The organism is Lactobacillus sp. A27 (assembly GCF_016742815.1).
Lineage (GTDB): Bacteria > Bacillota > Bacilli > Lactobacillales > Lactobacillaceae > Lactobacillus > Lactobacillus gallinarum.
In genome coordinates this window covers 25,357-45,418 of sequence record NZ_JAEHNT010000020.1, presented here as the reverse complement: position 1 = coordinate 45,418, position 20,062 = coordinate 25,357, and the positions used below count along the sequence as shown (strand labels likewise).

The window sequence follows — 20,062 nt, the reverse complement described above, 5'->3', positions numbered from 1 at the left end:
TGTAGGTAATCGTACGAGTGACAGTATCTTGACGACTATCTGGGTTGGTAGCGTGAGTAAAGTGGACATCATATAATTGCATTGCCTGATCATCATGATCAAAAATCAAATCTTGTCCATCACTGCTATCTCTTACCAAAACATAATGTTGCTTTTCATAATTGTTAATATCGGCCTTAGTATTGTAGTTAGCATCTGCATCGCTTACACCATATAATGGTTTACTATTAAGTGTCTCACCTGTAGTGTCGTCGATAAAGTTAACTTTAATTACCTGTGAATTTGCTTTATACGTTACAGTTATAGCACTATCTGGATCGCCATATTTAACAGTAGCTTGTGCAACCTGACTCTTATTAGGCGTATAGCCATCTATTTTCGGTACTGGATATTGAGGCAAAATATCGCTGCCAGGAATTGCAGCCCACGCGATCTTATGTGTAAATGGATCTTCAAAGCCTGATCTGGTGAACTCAATAGAATGTTGGGCAACATCGGGATAAATCGGTTTTCCATTTTGATCAACAAACTTAATCGTCCGCGTAACTTTATGTGTATCAGTTACTGGTTTAGCAAATGCGCCTTCATAGATTAATGTATCGCCATCAAAATCTGGAGCAACAGTGTGATCAAAAGCAGCTGTTCCATTTTGATAACCAGCTGCATATTGAGCATCTGAGTTCTGAATAGTTGGTCTCGCTGCCCAATTGATTACTATGCCAGCAGGCAACAAGATACGATCAGCATCAGTCAAGTCGCTATTCTTAGTCATGAAGTCTTCTGGCTTCATAATAATATCTTGACCTTCGTGATAAGTCTTAGCCTGATCTGGCAGATCAACATAGTGATCATTGCCTTGATCATCTTTGTAATGCACCTTGACGTTAACCTTTGCTTGTCCAGTCACCGTCAGCTTAGCTGAAGCAGGCTTCCCCGGTAAAATAGTCAAGTTAGGCAAATTGCTATTGCTAGAAGCCTTGTTTTCACTAAAGATAGCACTTGAAACGCTAATGCTCTTGCCAACATGTTGATAGATGTCTTTATCTACTAAAGGAATCTCAACCCGGGCTGAAGTCCTTGCTGGTAAAGCTTTACTATCAAACTTGAGCATGACTGACTTGACCTCGGACCAATTAGTTATCTGATCTGCCGTTAGCCAGTGCCCATCAGCAGCTGCAGCTTGTGCGTTATTCAAATCTGTCAACGCAGTGGAATACAGCAACTCACCAGCACTCGATAAATCCGTGCCATTGACGGCATCGATTAAGCTAGCCTGCCCGGACATCGTTGGCGTGAATTGACTAACCTTATCTTGACTATCAGGAATGTTGATAATCTGGTAGGCATTAGCAACCTGATTATTAGTGGCATTGATGATTGAACCATAGATCTTCATTTGATCTGGATTAATTCCATGTACATCCTGCGTAGCTAAAGTTGAAATACCTGAGGTATTCCCTGAGACCATAGTGGCAGATGACATTCCCTCAACAGTATTAATTATCCAAGAACCTGGGTAACCGGCTTTTGAGCCATTATAAACAACTTTGCTAGTATCAATCTTTTCTTTTTGTACCAAGCCTTTTAGAGCCTGAGCAACAGTGTGATCAGGGTCATTCAGATTACCGTTCTTAAGGTTATCAGCAACCGTGAAGAAGACAGTTGGCTTAGTTGAATTCTGCACGTCTGGAGCATTTGAGTAAGGAACTGTCACATTCAGTCCGTCTTCTAGCAAGTCATAGTTAGAACAGTCACACTTAATAAAGCGATGACCATCTACCGTAATTACAGACACTGACTTTGGTGTCAATAGTGGCTGATAGGCTACATATGCTCCTGAATATTTAACTGTAACTTTTGACAGATCGGCAACTTCCGCATTATCAGGCACCATAATATAGGTAATTGGATGCTTCAACATTGGATGGCCATAAGCTGATACACAGGTTTCATAAGTCATGGTACCGGCATTTTTCTCGCCGGGCACCGTACTGGTCTGATGAGCTGGATATACAGCGGTAAATGTGCCTTCCTTAACTTTATTAACCAGCCGATCAATGACCGTTGTCATTGGCATCATCACTTCACCATTAAAACTAGGTGAAGACAAAGTCGTTTTGGTAGTCAAAAGATCGCCAACTAGTACTGGTTTGCCATTAGCGTAGGTCTTGGAATAAGTGCCGTGCTTAGATGACAGATCATATTCAACATCTGGATTCCATTGGGCTATTCGTACGTTCAATGATCTGATTTTCTTATTCGGAGTTACGTGAAATGTTAAAGTATTGCCAAATTGGTCAGGGGTAATCACTGCGGAAGTACCATCAACGTAGCTAACGATAAAATTAATATTATCTGGATCTTGATCTTGATCTTGATAGATTGTATTCTCTGACAAAGTTAAAGTTGCCGGAACATTATATCCATCAGGCAGGTCAACGGTTAGGTTAGCATCTGTTATATCCAACGTCGATTGATTGCTGAGCGTAAAGTAATGCATATCAGTAGTAGAACTTGCCTTGCCATCAACAACCATAACTCCACTAGTGTCCTTGCCTGGATTATCTTTATCATGGGCAGTATATTCCGTTAAATAATTTACCGTGGCCGCCCAATCAATATCTTTCACAGTTGGATAAATCGTTAAGTCATCAATGCCTGTACCGGTAATGGTCCCTATATGGCTAGGCTTAGTAGTCACATTAACTATCGTACCCGAAATAGTTGATTTATCTTTATCTAAGAACTTAGCATGATACTTCTTATTAACAAAATCACTTGCCGGAATATCGAAGTGGCCGGTTATCTTAAAGTTAAAGTGATTTGACTGCCCCTTTAATAAGCTAGTGATCTGTTCTTCATTTAACACGATATGAGCTACATTATTGGCGTCAATCGTTAATTGATCAGGGGTTAGAACTAATGACCGATCTTCATCGTTCAAAGTAATATTAGTTAACTTGTAATTCTTGTCCAAGGCTAAGTTCAGATCAACTTGATTAAAGTCCTTCAGTGGTGTCCCCAAGGTCAAAGCAGGACGGGTCGTAAATTCTTGTCCGTTAATGATAGGTTGGGGAACATGAACTAAATCTGCGCTTAATTCAGGCTCTTTACCGATTGCGGTAACCTTCAAGCTGGCATGATTTTCTGCAGAACCCGTAGTATCAATTGTAATCGTATTAGTCATCGAGGCTAAGGGATTTATATTCTGATCATAATGCAGATTAATGTTTTGAGTAATAGTGCCACCATTAATGAAATGATCTTCGATCTTGTAATAATCGATAGTTTCAGTAAAAGTAGTCTTCCCAAAAACAGGAGCCAAAACTGCTACATCGGTTGTTCCTAAACTCAGGCCACCCTTCTTAGGAATGGTAATAGTATAAGTGTCACCAGCTTGAAAGTCGGCTGAATTCATAGTTAATTTAGCAGTCTTTTGCTTTTCATCGAGCTGACCATGATCAATAGTTAATGTACTGTTTTTGCCAAAAGTAGCACTCGCAGATGGAGCCTCTTTGCCAATTTTATCTCGGTTAGCAGCTGCATCAGTTCTATCTTCTTGCACATTGCTGGTAGTAGAATTAGACGGACTATCAGCAGTCAATTTGGTTTCTTGTGTTTCAGTAACAGGCGTCTTCACTTTGCTTTCACTGTCTTGTTTGACAGTGCGAGCTGCATATAAACTGTTACTATTTAGATCTGTCTTAGCTGCCTTGGCTTCTACGACGAGCGGCTTATCAGCATCTTGTCTTTCTGTAGTAGCTGGTTTAATAGTAATCGTCTCATCTTGAGCCGACTCAGAAGTATTGGCGTTAGTTTGTTCACTCTCTTGAGAAATTGATTCATTAGAATTGCTGGTTTCCGCTTGAACTGTATCAGCTTTGATCCCGAAAAAACTAATCCCAATTAAGACACTTGCAACTCCAATTGTTAATTTTCTAATAGAATAATGATTTTTCCTCTCACGCATCTCTATCACTCCCTAAAAATAACAAAGATATTGTCCTCAATTTTATCTTATGTCTTATACGATTATTGTACTACCAGAGATTAATAAAATATACTTAGAAATTCTGAAAAAGAGTGAAATAACAATTTTTGCTTGATGGTAATAAAAAAGCATTCCTACAGATTTCTCATCTGTAGGAATGCTTCTTCTAATCAAGTGAATCTTTCATTCTAATTAAATTACTTAATCCTCTTTTCTGTCCTTTTTACCAAGTTCAAACAAACTTGCTAGCGATATAGTCAATAACCCTAGAATAATACCAATCTTACTACTCTTTTCACCAGTCTGTGGTAAAGTTTCTCCATTAGTTTTAGCCTTATTATCTATAGCTGTACTATGAGAATTATTAACCATAGAATTAGGAACATTATTTGACTTAATCCTCTTCATTAACAATTCAGACTTAGGCCCGTTACTTCTGTTAGATGTTTCGGCCTTAGCTGGTCTATTTGAACTGGTCAAATGCTTTTTAGCTACTGTTCTTACTTTCTCCTTCTTATCATTATTCTCCACTTTACGTGACTTATGCTCAATTAAATGTTTAGAGTCTTTGTTAGGAACTTCTGGATTTTGCTTTTGCGGCTCTTCAGGTTTCTGAGGCGTTTCAGGATTTTCTGGACTATCCTTTGGCCCTGTTGGATTATCATCTGGTGGAGTTGTTGGCTCTTGTGGTTCAACGTTTTTACTATAAGTTACTGTTCTTACCACATCATGAGCACCATGATCCACTTCAACTGCAGGTACCACGGCTTGATCTGGAGTATATCCTGGAATCTCTGGGGATACAACTTTACCGAATCTTTGTCCAAGTTACACCTTCCTGCCCAGTTACAAGGTTTCTAGTTCCTGTCTTAGTGAAGATCAATGGCGTAGCTTCATAGTCATCATGGGGCTTGCTACCATTATGGCTTCAAAGTTCATGCCTTTGTAAGTGATGATGGCTACTTGCTTGATTACGCAGTCACTAAAGCATCAGTACATGATACTAAAGAAACCACGGAGCTGATGGGCAACGTCCATCCTGCTAACCATTATCTTTTAGGCGATGAAGGCTACCTCGACAAAGATTTAGCTTTTAAGCTAAAACAAATGGGCTATAAGCTTTGGACGCCATACCGCAAAAACATGCGAGATGCTAAAGAGCATAACTATCATCAGCCAATAGCTATCAGAAGAACAATCGAGAGCGATTTTTCCTCGCTTAGCTACTATAACGCTGAAAACAATCGCGCCCGGAGCTTAACAGGTTTTCAAGAACGGCTTAAAGTTGCAGTTTTGGCTTACAATATGGCATATTGTCTAGAACGATTTAACTAGCACCACGCGTATAAGTTTATTTGTTTTGAACCAGAAAGACACAAAAATCTTTGTTGTGATTTTACTAAATTAGAAAAGTATTGTTATGAAGTTTCAAACATTAATTAGATAAAAATTACTAAAAATAAAAGGGTAATGATCTTCGCATAAAATTGTCGATCATCTACCCCCTTTATTTTTTTAAATCAATCAAAAAGTAGTTCTCATCCCCACGATATGTGGCAATCGAATACTCAATCGGAACTTCATTCTTGGTATAGCCATAAGTATGAAAATAAAATACCGGATCTTGCTCTTTAATATCTAATAAATCCGCCGTCATTTCATTAGCAGCTTTAACTTCCAATTTTCGCTTCACATGGACAACCGGAAAATTTCTTTTACTCAATTCTTGATAAAGCGACTGAATTGAAAAATCGATCTCTTCAAAATTAGCCAAGTGTTTTACAGGTAAATATGTTGTCACTACTACATTAGGACTACCATCAGCCGAACGTAAACGCGTTAACTTGTAGACTTCATCGTTCGCCTTCAACTTTAAAGCTTGCCTTACCTCTTCTGTAGACTTTGCTTTTTTAAAGTAAAGAACTTGAGTCTGAGCAGTTAAACCTTTTTGCTTCATTTCACAATCATAGCTTTGAATGACATGAGTAAATTCCTGGGCAATTTTAGTCTGCTTAACAATTGTACCAACATGCTTACGGCGTTCTAAGTAGCCCTGATTAACCAAACCCTGGACAGCATGACTAATCGTTGGACGAGAGACTTCGTATTTAGCTGCAAGTTCTACTTCTTTCGGAATCAGATCACCGGTTTGATAACTGCCATCAGTTATCTGCTTACGCAAAATTTCTTCAATTTCTTGATACTTCGCCTTAGTCATGAGGCAAAAACTCCTGTGCTTTTTCTAATACGCTAATCGCATTCAAGCTATGCTCTGCAGCTTCATCGGCCGCTTGCTGATCATGCTCTTTGATCTTACGTGCAAAGTAATTAAACTCGCTAATCATGCGGTGATCATACTTATTGAAGTTATAATGCTTTGGCTCTTCTTTTCCTATTTGAACATAATAATCAGGCAGAGCATTTAATGGTCCATCAAAGTAGATTAACCCCTTCTCGCCTTCAATATAAGAACGAGTTGGTCCAACTGCATCCTTGGCTGCAATTAAACTAGCTTGCTTATCATCATAAGTTAAATTCAGAATACCGGAAGTGTCAGTACCACGCTGAATTGTTGGTAAGTATGAAATTTGATTTGGCTGACCAAATAAACTGACACAGAAATTGATGTTGTAGATATTCATATCCATTAAAGCACCGCCACCCATTTTACGATCAAACTTAGGAATATGAACACCTGCTAAGAAGTCCGCATAGTGACTAGAAATCTGTGTTAAATTTAAAGCTACAACATGAACCTTGCCAATCTTTTCCAGATCTTCTTTTAAGTGGAAGTAGTTTTCAAGATAAAGAACGGTCATGGCTTCAAACAGCAACACATGGTGCTCATCCGCTATCTTTTTAAGCTCTTTTACTTGCTCACTAGTTTCAACTAATGGCTTTTCACAAACAACATTTTTACCAGCTGCTAAAGCCTCTTTAGCAATGGAAAAATGCAGTGAATTAGGCACGCCAATATAAACCGTATCAATGTTGCTAGCTGCAAACATTGCCTCATTGTCTGTGTAGACTTTGTTAATTTGATACTTTTGGGCTAATCCCTCTGCCACGCTTTTTGACCTAGCTAAAGTAGAAATTGCCACTAGTTCTACATTCTGCATTTGATTACTTGCAGATAAAAAATCATGAACAATCTGGCCACTACCAACGATTCCTAACTTCATTTTTTTCTCCTAACGTTCAATCTCAATACTGTCCACATGATTATCTTCCATCCGCCGCTTTAATGCTTCGTAAATCTTCACACCGGCAGAACAGCCAATTCGATCGGCACCTGCCCGAACCATGGCTAAAAAGTCATCACTGTTGCGAATGCCGCCGGCTGCCTTAACTTTAACATCATCGCCAACCACAGACTTCATTAACTTGACGTCTTCAACCTTAGCGCCAGATATCCCAAAGCCAGTGGAAGTTTTAATAAAATCAGGCTTAACTTCTTTAGCAATCTCAGCCAACTTCTTAATTTCATCCTTAGTTAAGTAGCAGTTTTCAAAAATTACTTTGCATGGAATATGATGCTCATGACAAACAGCAACCACTTCAGTCATTTCTCGCTTAATATAATCGTAGTTCTTAGCCTTTAATTCGGTAATGTTAATGACGTAATCAATTTCGTTAGCGCCATTTTTGATTGCATCCCTCGTATCAAGAACTTTTGATTCAATCGTCTGTTGTCCTAAAGGAAAAGCAATCGCAGCACCTGTATCAATATCCGTGCCCTTTAATTGCTCAGCACAGAACTTAGACTGCACTTGGTTAATCGCCACCATCTTGAAGTGATACTTTTTCGCCTCATCACAAAGCTTTTTCATGTCTGCCCGCGTTGCATCCGCATGTAAATTGGTGTGATCGATTAATCTAGCAAAATCATCTAAAGCGTATTTCATAATTTAAGCCTCTTCTATTATGTAATAACATATTGCTTACACAATTGATGATAAAGCACACAATTGCATAAGTCAACATATATGTTATTACATAATAAAAAATACCTAGAAATAATCGTTCTAGGTATTTGATTTAAAAAGTTATTCTTTTAATTCAACATGCTCTTAGCATATGGCAATTCAAGTGATGGATCAGCATTCAAAGTCAAATCCGCAAATTGATTATCATTATAAAGATTATATGCAGCAGCACCAATCATCGCAGCGTTATCACCACAAAGCTTGATATCTGGTAAAATCACCTTTGGTTGATCTGCCTTAGGTAGTTTAGCAATTTCTGCACTCATGCGATCACGCAAACCATGGTTAGCAGCAACTCCACCACCCATGATAAAGGTCTTAGGCTTGTACTGCTTAATTGCACGAATCGTCTTATGTGCTAAAACATCAATTACCGCAGCTTGGAAGCTGGCAGCCAAATCGTATTTATTCAACTTTTCATGAATTTGATCAGCATGGTGGCAAGTGTTGATAAATGCTGACTTGAGTCCTGAGAATGAGAAATCATAGTCATCATCTTCCATCATTGCACGTGGGAAGTTAAAGGTATCCTTTCCTTCGTGAGCCCATGCATCAATGGTCTTACCTGCTGGATAATTTACCCCAAGTACACGGCCAATCTTGTCGTATGCTTCACCAGCGGCATCATCACGAGTATCACCGATAATTTCAAAATGAACTGGATCTTTTAACAAGACAATTTCAGTATGTCCACCAGAAACTTGCAATGCCAAAGCAGGATATTCAATCTCATCCTTTAATTGCGCTGCCGTAATGTGACCCATAATGTGATCGACACCAATCAAAGGAATACCAGTAGCCATTGAGGCTGCCTTAGCTGCGCTAACACCGATCAAAAGCGAACCGACAAGTCCTGGGCCATAAGTAACCGCAATAGCATCAATGTCTTTCCAACCACAGTTTGCTTCATTCAAAGCTTCTTTAGTAATTTGGCTAACAACTTCAATATGGTGACGACTGGCAACTTCTGGTACTACACCACCGAATCTTTGATGACTCTTGATTTGTGTTGCCACAATTAAACTTTCAATTTCACGTCCATTTTTGATAACAGCTGTGGAAGTTTCATCACATGAACTTTCATAAGCTAAAATGCGAATATCTTTTTTCTCACTCAAAACGTAAACTTCTTTCTTCTAATTTGATGTGGCTTTAACCATAAAACCATATTTATTGCATCAGTATGCGTATCTTGATAATAATTTTTACGAATAAAATTGCTTGTAAATCCTAATGAGCGGTATAACCGTTGAGCAATCTCATTATCCGTACGTACTTCTAAAGTCACGCAATCACTGTCATTCTCACGAGCACGATTGATCATCATTTCCATCAAATAATGACCTATGTGCTGATGTTGATAAAGCGGAGAAACAGCGATATTAGTAATATGCGTTTCTTCTGGACTAAATCTTGCACCAATGAATGCTACCAAATTTGAGGCGTGATAAGCCACTAAATAAAGAGAATTATTTCTTTTTCTCAATTCGGTTGCAAAAGAAAATTGGTTCCAAGGGGTTCTTCCAGAATAAACCTGCTGCTCTAATACTAATAGATCTGGAATATTATCATCATTAGCTTGCATTACTTGCAAAATTTTGCCATTTACATTGGTAATAAATGGCGTAAAACTCATATCAATTTGATTAACTGATTGATGAAAAAACTGATTAAACTTCTTCAACATAATGACTATCCGGTTCGAATGGCTTTCCTGTTTTCTTATGCCAATCTACTTCTGCTTGCGTTCTGCGCAAATATCTTGGCAATAACTTATCTGGATCTACTGGTTGGGTATCAATTGCTAATTGACCAATTAAGCCAGCATGAATCACATTTTGCTCATCGGTGCCATATTCATATGGGATATTCAAAGCTTTAATCTTTTCATCTTGTTTTTCAAGACCAGAACCAACAAATACAATCTTATCGACCTTATTTTGTGCTGCATATTCTTGAATAGCCTTAATCAAGACGTCGATATTGTAATGACCATCCGGAATTACATTTTTAGGAATATCCCCACTAATGTATCCTGCAGCAAAATAATTATCATTTCTAGCATCTAAACCGGTAATTACTAAAGCTGGTTCTTTAACCCCTTTAGCTAAAGCTTGCAAAGTAGAAATACCAACTACTTCTTTATTTAAAATGCTAGCAAACATTTTAACAGTAGTAATTCCAATTCTTAAACCGGTGTATGAACCTGGTCCGATTGCTACAGCAAAACGGTCTATATCGTTTAAAGTTAATTTATTTTCTTTTAAAATCTCTTCAATTAATGGATCAAGGTGTTCGCTATGATTACGTTCATCTCGCTCATTCTTCTCAACAATAACTTGTTGATCTTCATTTAAGGCAACGCTTAAATGATTAGTAGCTGTAGAAACACTTAAGATTTTCATTAATATTATTCTCTTTCTGCTTAAATTACTTTTTTATTTTAACACGAGAAACAGCTTGCAATACAACGTAGATTACAACCATTTGCACCCAAGGAATAATCATTTCTTTAGGCAATCGTTGAACTAAAGCAGCGTTAAAATTCATCCCGTACATCAGATGAAGCCACAATGTATTCATTCCGATATTCACAATAATTGTTACTAAAATTGTTGAAGCAACAATTCGCCACACTTTAACTGGATGATCGTATAAAAATAATGCATAAATTAATGGCCCAACCATTGCAGTCAAAGTAAAACCAATAAAGAAGCCTCCTTGATTGCCAAAAATAGCAGAGGAGACCAAGTCACTGATTCCACCACCAATTGTGCCCCAAACTGGACCAAAAAAGTAAGCTAATAATACGCTACCGATAAAGCCTAGGCCTACTTTAACCGTAGTTGGACCAAATGAAAATTGCCCCAAAATAATTTTCATTGCGACTATCATGCCCAAAAAAATCATCTGTTGCAAATCTGTACGTAAAATCTTTTTTGTATTCATCTATTTCTCCATCCTCTCTCATCATGAAAAAAACATGACCAATTTGTCATGTCTTTTATTATATCTCACGCCACTTCAATTCGCAGACTGCCTGCTCATTTCCGTCATTCGTTTCAACTGCATGATAGGATTTGGTAGCATCATTTTGTATTAAATTCATGCAAGAAATTATCTCGTCGCCATAATGTACTTCTTTATCAAACTTGATATCAATAGTTTCCACTACATGATTTCTTAGGAAATCACGATCTAACATATCAACAAACCAACTAAAATAATGACTGTTGGTAACATGATGATTAGTATCTAAATCATCATATCTTGCCCGATATTTTCTTCTATTCTCATAATTATCTTGTGCTCTCAAACGAGGAAAACGGGGCATTTTCTTCAGTAATGGCACGCCCCAATCTTCCATCATTTTTACATCGGCAGGAACTAAATGGCGCTTTTTAAGATCAAGCATGACCCATTGGCTTTTTACGCTAACCAATGGATTCCCTTCAGAATCACTAATACCAAAATCACGGTATTCAAAAAAACGATTGTATCCACTGGCATTAGTACTCAAAATGACTTGATCACCGGCTTCAGGTAATCGCTTAATATCAAAATGATATTGAGTAACCACCCAACCTAATCCTCTTTTTATTAAATCATCTGTACCAGCATGGCTGTTACTTAATTGATGTTCTGAAACTTGCATCAATAATTCAACCATAGCCGGCAACTCTAGACGACGATTTTCATCACAATCTCTAAATTCAATCTGGTAGTTTTCAGCATATTTCATAATTTATTTTTGATGATATTGATCATATAACTCATTCTTAGAAACATGGTGCTCTTTAGCTACTTGCTTAATCGCATCTTTCTTTGATTCGCCTTTTTCTACTAAGGCATTGACTAAATCAATCAGTTCTGGCCAAGACAATTGTTTTGGTGCCTCAGTATTTGGTGAAATCAAAATTACGAATTCTCCACGAGGTGCATTTTGAGCAAAATATTCGGTTACTTCTTCAACACTGCCACGGATAAATTCCTCATGAATTTTAGTTAATTCACGTGCAGCTACAATCTGACGATCTTTAGGTAAAACAGTAGCTAAATTTTTCAGTGTTTTAGCTAAACGATGCGGTGCCTCATAAAAGATAGATGTGGCCTTAGCTTGATTCATTTGTTCAAAGTAGGGTTTTTGTTCAGAACTTTTACGTGGTAAAAAGCCGTAATAGGTAAATGGCTGCGCATCAAAACCAGAAGCAATAAGTGCGGTCGCAAAAGCAGACGGACCTGGAAGAGGAACCACTGGAATATCATTTTTAATACATTCTTGAACCAAGATATATCCTGGATCAGAAATAACCGGCATCCCGGCATCACTTATTTCCGCAATTACTGCACCATCTTTCATTAATTTAATTAATTCTGGCGCACGTTCTTTAGAATTATATTTATGAAATGAAATCATGCGATTATGAACGCCAATTTTTTCTAGTAAAATTCCACTAGTTCTGGTATCTTCAGCCGCAATGTAATCTGCATCAGTCAGAACTTTTTTAGCTCTAATTGTAATATCTTCTAAATTACCAATAGGTGTAGGAACCAGGTATAACTTACCTTCATCTTTTGCATAACTGCTTTGCCGTTTCAATTTATCTGCCATCCTTCTTTATGCCTTTTTTTTCGCCAAAATTATCTAAAATATCAAGACAAAACATGCAATCTGCACTAGGATCACGATGTGAGCCATAATACATATTACAAATATGGTAACCAGAATCATAAATCTTCTTTAATGACTCTAAACCACTTTGCGTCTTAGTTTCCGGCGCAGGCTGATTTGCAGTTAATTTATCTAATTTTTCATGAAGCAACTGATTTTCTACTTTTAATTCAGTATTTTCTTTTAAAGTATCTAAAATATCATTCTCAAGACTAGCAATAGTCTTAGTCATATTTTCAGTTGTTTCCTTCAGTCTCTGCAATTTTAAATATGGATCCAATTTAAAACACCTACTTCCAATTTAAAGCAAGATAATCTAAAGAATTGCGAAAATTAACATTGCTTAAACGCATCTTATCTATTTCAACCAAATTATCTAGCATTCGTGCAGCTATATTTAGCTTAAGCGAATCAGACAGATCATGTTCTGCTAATAACTTCAACTTAACCAAAATATAGCGCTGCTCTGATACTAATTTAGCATTCTCCGACAGCTTATGTGCACTAACTAAAGCCAAACTATTATGTTCTAGCATTTCTTGGTAGAAATATTTTATTGCCTGATCTAATTTATCAAGATTACCCAGTTCTTCAATTTCACTCTTAGAAAAACCATTTTCTAGTAACAATGCAGTCTTTCCGGTAGGCTTTTCGCCATTATCAAAATTGATAATCTGAGTTCTAGATCGAACTGTTGGTAAAATTTGATCACTGTTATTAGTAATTAAAATTGTAACTACAGGAGCAACGGGTTCTTCTAGCAAGTTAAGCAAACCATTAGCTGCGGATAAGGTCATTTTTTGAGCTTCATTAATAAAGAAAAAGCGCCGACTACTTTCAACCGGACTTTTAGTCAATTCTTCTTTTAAAGGCCGCACTTGATCGATTCCCAAAGTTTGTTTACCTTCAGGTTCAACTAATAGAACATCTGGATGATTACCAGATAAAATTTGTTTACAATTTTGACAAGTCCCATCCGGTTTATTTTCACCAGTACAATTAAATAAACAAGCTAACCAATAGGCCGTATTAAGTGCGCGACTCTCATCGCTATCTACGAATAAGTAGCTATGGGCTAATTTCTTTTGCTGGTATGCTCTTTGTAAAAATTGGGCTTGCTTCGTCCCTATATTAGAAATATCAATCATTTAAAAACGCTTAAACTTATCAACTGGAACAACAAAACAAATTGCACCACCTACAGTAACCTTTAATGGTTGAGTTATTTCATACCCTGTAGAAATCATATGTGGTGTTGCGATTTCTTCTCTTGCCCGTGATTCTTTCTTAATTACTTTTAGTACATCATCGACTTCTTCATCTTTGCATCCCACTAAAAATGTGGTGTTACCTTGACTCAAAAAGCCGCCTGAAGTTGCTAATTTAGTAGCACGGAAATTGCTTTTAACAAATGCTCTTTGTAGATTATTTGAATCTTCTTTTTGTACAATCGCAATTACTAATTTCATTTAATCAATCCTTAAAATATCTCTGGCAATCTTTTTTCTAGAGCTTCAATTACTTGATTTACGACATCATCAATTGGTTGACTGGCATCAATTGTTACAAAACGATCTGGATATAAATTCTTCACTTTTAAAAATCCAGCATAAACTTTTTTATGAAAAGCCATATTTTCTTGTTCTAACCGGTCTTCTTGGCCTGGACGAAGTTTTTGAATTCGATTAAGACCAACTTCAGGAGCAATATCCAAAAAGAAAGTCAAATCAGGATCTAATTTTCCTGTCGCAAAATCATTAATTTGCTTAACTTCTTTGATCCCTAAATCTCGGCCTTCTCCTTGATATGCTAGTGAACTATCAACAAAACGATCTGAAAAGACAATCTTGCCTTCACTAAGAGCTGGACGAATTATTTCTTCTACGTGTTGACTTCTTGCAGCCGCATATAGAAGCGCCTCTGTTTTGGCATCCATTTTATCATTTGCTGGATCCAAAATAATATCGCGAATTTTTTCTGCAATTTTTGATCCACCGGGTTCTCGAGTCACAAGATATTGTGGCTTAAGTTTAGGGCCAATCTTATCCAAAACCTCTTTTAAAACTGTACTTTTTCCTGCGCCATCAGGACCTTCAAAACTAACAAAATAACCTCTCATAAAATCCTCCATAGGTCTATTTTACAGAAGTTTCACATAGATTAACAGCCCTAGCAATTTTTAATTTATAAAATTAAAAAAGTCCCATAATGGGACTTAAATTTTACTGCGTAATCGCATTAGTGATACCACTAAATCTTGTGCCTCGATGACGGGCTTCATTATATAAAAAAGTATACTTTGCTTTTAAAATTCTACCTTGAATATAATTATCATCTGATAAATCCAAAGTATTTTGATCTAGATCTTGTTCTAAAGCTAGTTGATTCTGCAATTTTTCAATTTCAGTTACTAGCTTTTGATCACCTAGTTCTTTAATTTTATTTTTATTTCTTCTAGCCATTATAATGCCGTTCTTCCTTGCACTGCTCGCTTTAAAGTAATGGAATTAGCATATTCAATATCACTGCCCACAGATAAGCCAGCTGCTAATCGAGTAACCTTAATTCCGGCTGGCTTAATTAACTTGCTAATATACATAGCAGTTGATTCACCTTCTGGAGTTGAGTTAAGAGCTAAAATTACTTCTTTTACATCATCATTTTTTTGTAAACGAGTAATCAATGACTTAATATTAATCTCTTCTGGTCCAATTCCATCCATTGGAGAAAGAACACCGTGAAGCACATGATAAAGACCATCATATTCACCCATATCTTCAAAAGCCATCAAATCCTTAGGTTGTTCAACAACCATAATGGTAGTTTGATCACGATTAGGATTGGAGCAAATATCACAAACTTCTTTTTCAGTAATATTTCCACAAATAGGACATTGATGAATATCATTCTTCACTTGAATTAAAGCTTTAGAAAAATCTTCAACATCCTTTTCTGGCATATCCATTGTATAAAAAGCCAAACGAGTGGCAGTCTTTTCACCTACTCCAGGCAGCCTCATATAAGCATCAATCAAATGAGCTATTGGTAATGGATACTGCAATTACATCAAACCTTTCGTGTACTTGCCTAAACTTGCTTGAGTTGCTTCATCAATTTGAGATAATCCTTTGTTAACAGCATCAATGACTAAATCTTGAAGCATATCTGGATCATCTGGATCAATTGCTTCTTTATCGATCTTAATGTCTTTAAGCTTACGATCGCCTGTAAAAGTAGCTACTACAAGATCATCAGCTGACTTACCAGTAAATTCTTGTGCAGTAATATTTTCTTGTTCTTGGGCCATTTGTGCTTGAAGCTTCTTTGCTTGCTTCATCATTTGTTGCATGTTCATTCCGCCCATGCCCATACCGCCAAAGTTAGGTCTTCTACTCATTTTAATTCTTCTCCTTAATCTTTAATCGTTACAGCATCCCCAAAGAGATCTTTAGCCTTATTCACTATTTCAGAATTTTCTTTAGATTCTTTATTTTCAATCTGTTGCTTTTTCTTAGCAAGCAGTTCTTCCTTGTGACTTTCGACAAATTCTTTTCTCACAGCAAGCCAATCATCATCTGGGACTAACACAATTCCATATGAATGCTTAGCAAATTTCTCAATCAAATCTGTCAACTTATCCAGTAAGTCACCATCTGAAGCATTTTCAAACCATAAAGTATACTTACACTTCATTACAACCTGGTCCGGACTAGCAGCCACAGGTTCAAGAACATCTAATAATGCTTTCTCTGAAACTTCTAACACAGATTGTAAATCTGGCCATACATTCTTAATAGCGGTCAGATCTTCTTTGGTTGCATTTTCAAGAACATGATAAACCTGTTTTCGATTTTCTGCTGTAGTTTTTTTGATTTTTCTTGGTGATTTTTTAACTTCCTTAACAATTGTTTTTTTGGTAATTTTAGGAGACGTCTTTGGTACAGCCGTATCCAAATGGAACACTTGATCCTTAGCCAGCATTGGCTTATTGGACAGCTTAATAATTTGTTGCGTTAAGTCTACTACCTGTTTTTTTAATGCAGCTAGTTCTGCTTGCATATCAGTATTAACTTTAGCTGGAGCAGCTTGAACCGGAGCAGCTGTCGATGATGCTACTTGCTCTTCTTGCTTGCTGCCAGCTTCTACTAAAAATACTTCAAGCGGAATTTGTTGCTGATTAGTGTAACGCAGATCATTCAGTGCTTTATTTGCTAAAGTAATCAGACGATAGAATATATTTGTAGGTATATCCTTAATTTTTTGTACAAAATCTTCAGATAAAAACGTACTCTGGTTGTCGTCTCCCGCCTTGATCAACATCAAACTCTTAGTTGCCATCTCAATCAATTCATCCAAAATGTTTTTAGAACTAGCCCCTTGCGCTAATTCAGTTTGAGCTAATTTTAAAGCTGATTCTGGATTCTGCTCTAGCAATGCTAACAATATTTTTTCAATATTTTCCTTTGCAGCAAAGCCTGTAATTTCCAAAGCGTCTTGATAATTGACGCTTTCTTTCTCATAGCTAAGCAGCTGATCCAAGATACTAAGCGCATCCCGCATCCCACCATCTGCTACTTGTGCAATGACAGCTAGAGCTTTATCTTCATATTTGATATTCTCCTGATCAAGAATATATTTCATTCTCTTCTCAAGATCATCTTTTGAAATGCGTTTAAAGTTATAGCGTTGCGTTCTTGAAATAATAGTAGCTGGAACCTTCTGTAATTCGGTTGTCGCCAAAATAAACACAACGTGTTCTGGTGGTTCTTCTAGTGTCTTAAGCAATGCATTAAAAGCACCCATTGATAGCATATGAACTTCGTCAATAATGTAGACTTTATATTTTCCTTCTGTTGGAGCATATTTTACCTTATCGCGAATCTCACGAATTTCATCTACACCATTGTTAGAAGCCGCATCAATTTCCATAATATCAGGCATTGAACCTTTATCTGCAGCTATACAATTAGCACATTCATTACAAGGTTCGCCATCTTGAAGATTAGTACAGTTTAACGCTTTAGCAAAAATTTTAGCACAGGAGGTTTTACCTGTACCGCGAGGTCCCGCAAATAAAAATGCATGGGATACTTTGCCTCTTTTAATCGCATTTTTAAGAGTATCAGTAATTGACTCTTGGCCAATCACACTATCAAAAGTCCGTGGTCGCCATTTACGATATAGCGCTTGATAAGCCATAAATTCTCTTCCCTAGTAAAAAAACTCCTAACTCTTTAAAAGAGTTAAGAGTTTGTAATTGTCTAATAAAAGGCACATGCCTGAACAACCTTAGTGCTGCTACCTTCCGGTCCTGACACGATTCAGAGGTCAAACATTGCCCACAAAGTATCATAACGTATTTCGCAATTTTTTTCTAGTTTCTAGCCTAAAAATTTAATTATTTTCTGCTTTTTTAGCTAATTTTTCGGCCTTTTGTTTTTCTCGAATTGCACGAAAGAAATCCTTCAGCATTTGAGCACATTGATCACGATATAAACCACGAATGCTATGTGGATGGTGATTAAACTTTTCCACTTCAAACAAATCCACAACTGATCCACAAGCTCCAGCTTTTGGATCAAGTGCACCAAAGTAGACATCCTTAATTCGCGAGTTAATAATTGCACCAGCACACATTGGACAAGGCTCCAGCGTGACAAATAAACTGCAATCGATTAAACGCCACATACCCAAATTATGACATGCTTCTTTGATAGCAATCATTTCAGCATGTTGAGTAGCATCTTCGTCTAATTCCCGCCTATTATAGCCTGTGCCTATTACTTTTCCTTCGGGATCAACTACTACTGCTCCGATAGGAACCTCTCCTTGCTTCTCAGCCTCTTTAGCTTGATCTATGGCTAATTCCATATATTTCTTTTTATTAGCGCTAGACAGCATTATTATCCCTCTTAACGGACTTCAAAATATAGTATCCCTTATCTCTAGTAAGAATCTCACACTTTCCATAGGTAGCAGTCATCAACTTACGTGCACTAGGTTCGCCTTGCTTTTTCTGAATAACTACTAAAAGTACGCCCTGATCAACCAAATGATCGCTCGCACCGGCAATAATTTCACTGACAACTTTTTTACCGGCTCTAATTGGCGGATTGGTTAAAACTAAGCCGTACTTCTTATCCACCTGTGCATAACAATCAGAGGAATAAATATTTACGTTTGAAATGTGATTTACTTGTGCATTCTGTTTAGCCAAATTCAAACCACGCTCATTGACATCAACCATGTCGACAGTTTGACTAGGCCAAAACTTTGCAGCAAATAATCCAATAGGACCATATCCTGTTCCCACATCTAAAATATTTTCTTGTGGAAAAGTCACTTCTTTCATAGCTTTGATCAAAACGCCAGAGCCGTAATCCACGCGCATTTTTGAGAAAACACCAGCGTCAGTGGTAAATTTCAAATCAATGTTATCCACATGATAATCAATCACATGTTCATCATGCGCAGTCGTTGGATCTGTCGCAAAATACATTTGATTTTTATCTGTACTCATCCTATTTTTCCTTTCTTTTTTCCAGCCAATCTTTAAATTTTTCTACTTCATTTTCATCTCGTCTCTTTTTTAAAGATTGAATTTCTGCTTGCATTTGCTTATTTTGATCAGCTAAATCTTTGTTTTGTTTCTCAAGATCATCAAGCTTTTTTAGTACTAATTCAATATCGTCATGCGTATGTAGTGTATTTGCACCATTAGTTTTACGCATTAAGTAAGAAGTAATTGATGAGGTAAGCATTCCGACTATACCAATTCCTAACAGCATAATAACCAGTGTAACAAATTTACCCACAATGCTATGAGGAGGAATAGTTTTTCCAAATATTGCATCATATCCTACCGTTGATGCCGTCGATAAAGCCCACCAAAATGCAGTATCTAATGACACATGCTCGGTAATTGCAAACGCCTCAGCACCAACTAATAAGAAGGTAATAGTAAAAAAGACAACATACAGCAAACCGTTAGTATGAAAAATTATTTTTAATTTTCCCATTAGGCCTGCAAGACGAATCAATCTTAACAATCTTAAATCAGAAACTAAACCTGATAAATTAAAAATATTTAACCCCACAAATAATAATCCTATTGGAATAATAGATAATAAATCATAAATGTGGGTTTTAAAATACAGCTTTTTATCATCCGCTTCATAGAAGCGATAAAAATAATCTATTGCAAAAAATAAAACAATAGCACAGTTTATCCAAAACCATTTACTGGTTGGCTGATTTATACTGATGACAGCAGCAAAATCTAAAATAATTAAAAAAATAGAAATGATAGACAAAATTGCCATTACCCATTGATAGGGAGTTAATTTTTTATCTAAACCAATCATCATAAAATTTATTATACAAAAAAATAAGCTCTTCGCACATAGCAAAGAG

22 protein-coding genes, 1 other RNA gene and 2 pseudogenes are annotated in these 20,062 nt (G+C 36.8%); 1 reads left to right on the top strand and 24 read right to left on the bottom strand.

What is annotated here, in order from left to right; all coding sequences use genetic code 11:
• From JEM49_RS04225 to JEM49_RS10790, 3 genes and pseudogenes are all read right to left on the bottom strand, one after another.
• Positions 1-3,970: mucin-binding protein (locus JEM49_RS04225; RefSeq protein WP_201873786.1), on the bottom strand; the 3,970-nt coding region annotated here is incomplete at its 3' end.
• 222 nt (positions 3,971-4,192) lie between these two features.
• Positions 4,193-4,717, bottom strand: a complete 525-nt coding sequence (locus JEM49_RS10730) for an LPXTG cell wall anchor domain-containing protein (protein ID WP_446720524.1) — start codon at positions 4,715-4,717, stop codon at positions 4,193-4,195.
• Positions 4,700-4,801 (bottom strand): annotated as a pseudogene (locus JEM49_RS10790) (mucin-binding protein); the annotation flags it as partial. The gene JEM49_RS10730 and the pseudogene JEM49_RS10790, both read right to left, overlap by 18 nt.
• Positions 4,802-4,906: 105 nt before the next feature.
• Between JEM49_RS10790 and JEM49_RS04215 the strand changes: the two are divergent.
• Positions 4,907-5,326, top strand: a pseudogene (locus JEM49_RS04215) (IS982 family transposase); the annotation flags it as partial.
• Between the two features lie 172 nt (positions 5,327-5,498).
• Here JEM49_RS04215 and JEM49_RS04210 read toward each other — a convergent pair.
• The 21 genes from JEM49_RS04210 to JEM49_RS04110 form a co-directional block, all read right to left on the bottom strand.
• Positions 5,499-6,209 carry a GntR family transcriptional regulator gene (locus tag JEM49_RS04210; protein WP_201873782.1) on the bottom strand — a complete coding sequence of 237 codons (711 nt, stop codon included), beginning with the start codon at positions 6,207-6,209 and terminating at the stop codon, positions 5,499-5,501.
• A complete protein-coding gene (locus JEM49_RS04205; RefSeq protein ID WP_201873780.1) occupies positions 6,202-7,173 on the bottom strand; it encodes a Gfo/Idh/MocA family protein in 972 nt (323 codons plus the stop codon). The genes JEM49_RS04210 and JEM49_RS04205 overlap by 8 nt, the downstream gene beginning before the upstream one ends.
• Before the next feature lie 9 nt (positions 7,174-7,182).
• Positions 7,183-7,896 carry a deoxyribose-phosphate aldolase gene (deoC, locus tag JEM49_RS04200; RefSeq protein WP_201873779.1) on the bottom strand — a complete coding sequence of 238 codons (714 nt, stop codon included), beginning with the start codon at positions 7,894-7,896 and terminating at the stop codon, positions 7,183-7,185.
• A 149-nt stretch (positions 7,897-8,045) separates the two neighbouring features.
• Positions 8,046-9,095 carry a tRNA (adenosine(37)-N6)-threonylcarbamoyltransferase complex transferase subunit TsaD gene (gene tsaD / locus JEM49_RS04195; RefSeq protein WP_201873778.1) on the bottom strand — a complete coding sequence of 350 codons (1,050 nt, stop codon included), beginning with the start codon at positions 9,093-9,095 and terminating at the stop codon, positions 8,046-8,048.
• Complete coding sequence (gene rimI / locus JEM49_RS04190) at positions 9,092-9,664, bottom strand: ribosomal protein S18-alanine N-acetyltransferase (RefSeq protein ID WP_201873777.1); 573 nt, start codon at positions 9,662-9,664, stop codon at positions 9,092-9,094. The genes tsaD and rimI overlap by 4 nt, the downstream gene beginning before the upstream one ends.
• Positions 9,648-10,382, bottom strand: coding sequence for a tRNA (adenosine(37)-N6)-threonylcarbamoyltransferase complex dimerization subunit type 1 TsaB (tsaB, locus tag JEM49_RS04185; RefSeq protein ID WP_201873773.1), 735 nt, complete (start codon positions 10,380-10,382; stop codon positions 9,648-9,650). Before tsaB ends, rimI begins: the two co-directional genes overlap by 17 nt.
• Before the next feature lie 25 nt (positions 10,383-10,407).
• Positions 10,408-10,926 (bottom strand): folate family ECF transporter S component, encoded by a 519-nt coding sequence (locus JEM49_RS04180; protein WP_087235483.1) that lies wholly within the window; start codon positions 10,924-10,926, stop codon positions 10,408-10,410.
• A gap of 58 nt (positions 10,927-10,984) precedes the next feature.
• Positions 10,985-11,719 (bottom strand): acyl-[acyl-carrier-protein] thioesterase, encoded by a 735-nt coding sequence (locus JEM49_RS04175; protein ID WP_087235484.1) that lies wholly within the window; start codon positions 11,717-11,719, stop codon positions 10,985-10,987.
• 3 nt (positions 11,720-11,722) lie between these two features.
• On the bottom strand, positions 11,723-12,577 hold the full coding sequence (gene rsmI, locus JEM49_RS04170; protein WP_025005211.1) for a 16S rRNA (cytidine(1402)-2'-O)-methyltransferase: 855 nt from the start codon (positions 12,575-12,577) through the stop codon (positions 11,723-11,725).
• 1 nt (position 12,578) lies between these two features.
• The gene (gene yabA / locus JEM49_RS04165) at positions 12,579-12,929 is read right to left on the bottom strand and encodes a DNA replication initiation control protein YabA (RefSeq protein ID WP_025005212.1); all 351 of its coding nucleotides are present in this window, start codon (positions 12,927-12,929) and stop codon (positions 12,579-12,581) included.
• Between the two features lie 10 nt (positions 12,930-12,939).
• Positions 12,940-13,797: a DNA polymerase III subunit delta gene (locus JEM49_RS04160; RefSeq protein ID WP_201873767.1), complete on the bottom strand. Its 858-nt coding sequence runs from the start codon at positions 13,795-13,797 to the stop codon at positions 12,940-12,942.
• Entirely contained in the window at positions 13,798-14,118 is a 321-nt protein-coding gene (locus JEM49_RS04155) for a cyclic-di-AMP receptor (RefSeq protein ID WP_025005213.1), read from the bottom strand.
• A gap of 11 nt (positions 14,119-14,129) precedes the next feature.
• Positions 14,130-14,768: a dTMP kinase gene (gene tmk / locus JEM49_RS04150; RefSeq protein ID WP_191335633.1), complete on the bottom strand. Its 639-nt coding sequence runs from the start codon at positions 14,766-14,768 to the stop codon at positions 14,130-14,132.
• Positions 14,769-14,871: 103 nt separating this feature from the next.
• Entirely contained in the window at positions 14,872-15,111 is a 240-nt protein-coding gene (locus JEM49_RS04145) for a YaaL family protein (protein WP_025005215.1), read from the bottom strand.
• Positions 15,111-15,710: a recombination mediator RecR gene (gene recR / locus JEM49_RS04140; RefSeq protein ID WP_025005216.1), complete on the bottom strand. Its 600-nt coding sequence runs from the start codon at positions 15,708-15,710 to the stop codon at positions 15,111-15,113. Before recR ends, JEM49_RS04145 begins: the two co-directional genes overlap by 1 nt.
• A complete protein-coding gene (locus tag JEM49_RS04135) occupies positions 15,711-16,046 on the bottom strand; it encodes a YbaB/EbfC family nucleoid-associated protein (protein ID WP_003625916.1) in 336 nt (111 codons plus the stop codon).
• Between the two features lie 14 nt (positions 16,047-16,060).
• Entirely contained in the window at positions 16,061-17,848 is a 1,788-nt protein-coding gene (gene dnaX, locus JEM49_RS04130; RefSeq protein WP_201873765.1) for a DNA polymerase III subunit gamma/tau, read from the bottom strand.
• Positions 17,849-17,901: 53 nt separating this feature from the next.
• An RNA gene (gene ffs / locus JEM49_RS04125) (signal recognition particle sRNA small type) lies at positions 17,902-18,001 on the bottom strand.
• Positions 18,002-18,043: 42 nt separating this feature from the next.
• Positions 18,044-18,550 carry a tRNA adenosine(34) deaminase TadA gene (gene tadA / locus JEM49_RS04120; RefSeq protein ID WP_025005218.1) on the bottom strand — a complete coding sequence of 169 codons (507 nt, stop codon included), beginning with the start codon at positions 18,548-18,550 and terminating at the stop codon, positions 18,044-18,046.
• On the bottom strand, positions 18,540-19,169 hold the full coding sequence (locus JEM49_RS04115; RefSeq protein ID WP_201873764.1) for a class I SAM-dependent methyltransferase: 630 nt from the start codon (positions 19,167-19,169) through the stop codon (positions 18,540-18,542). The genes tadA and JEM49_RS04115 overlap by 11 nt, the downstream gene beginning before the upstream one ends.
• 1 nt (position 19,170) lies before the next feature.
• Positions 19,171-20,016, bottom strand: a complete 846-nt coding sequence (locus JEM49_RS04110) for an ion transporter (RefSeq protein ID WP_201873763.1) — start codon at positions 20,014-20,016, stop codon at positions 19,171-19,173.
• Between the last annotated feature and the right edge of the window lie 46 nt (positions 20,017-20,062).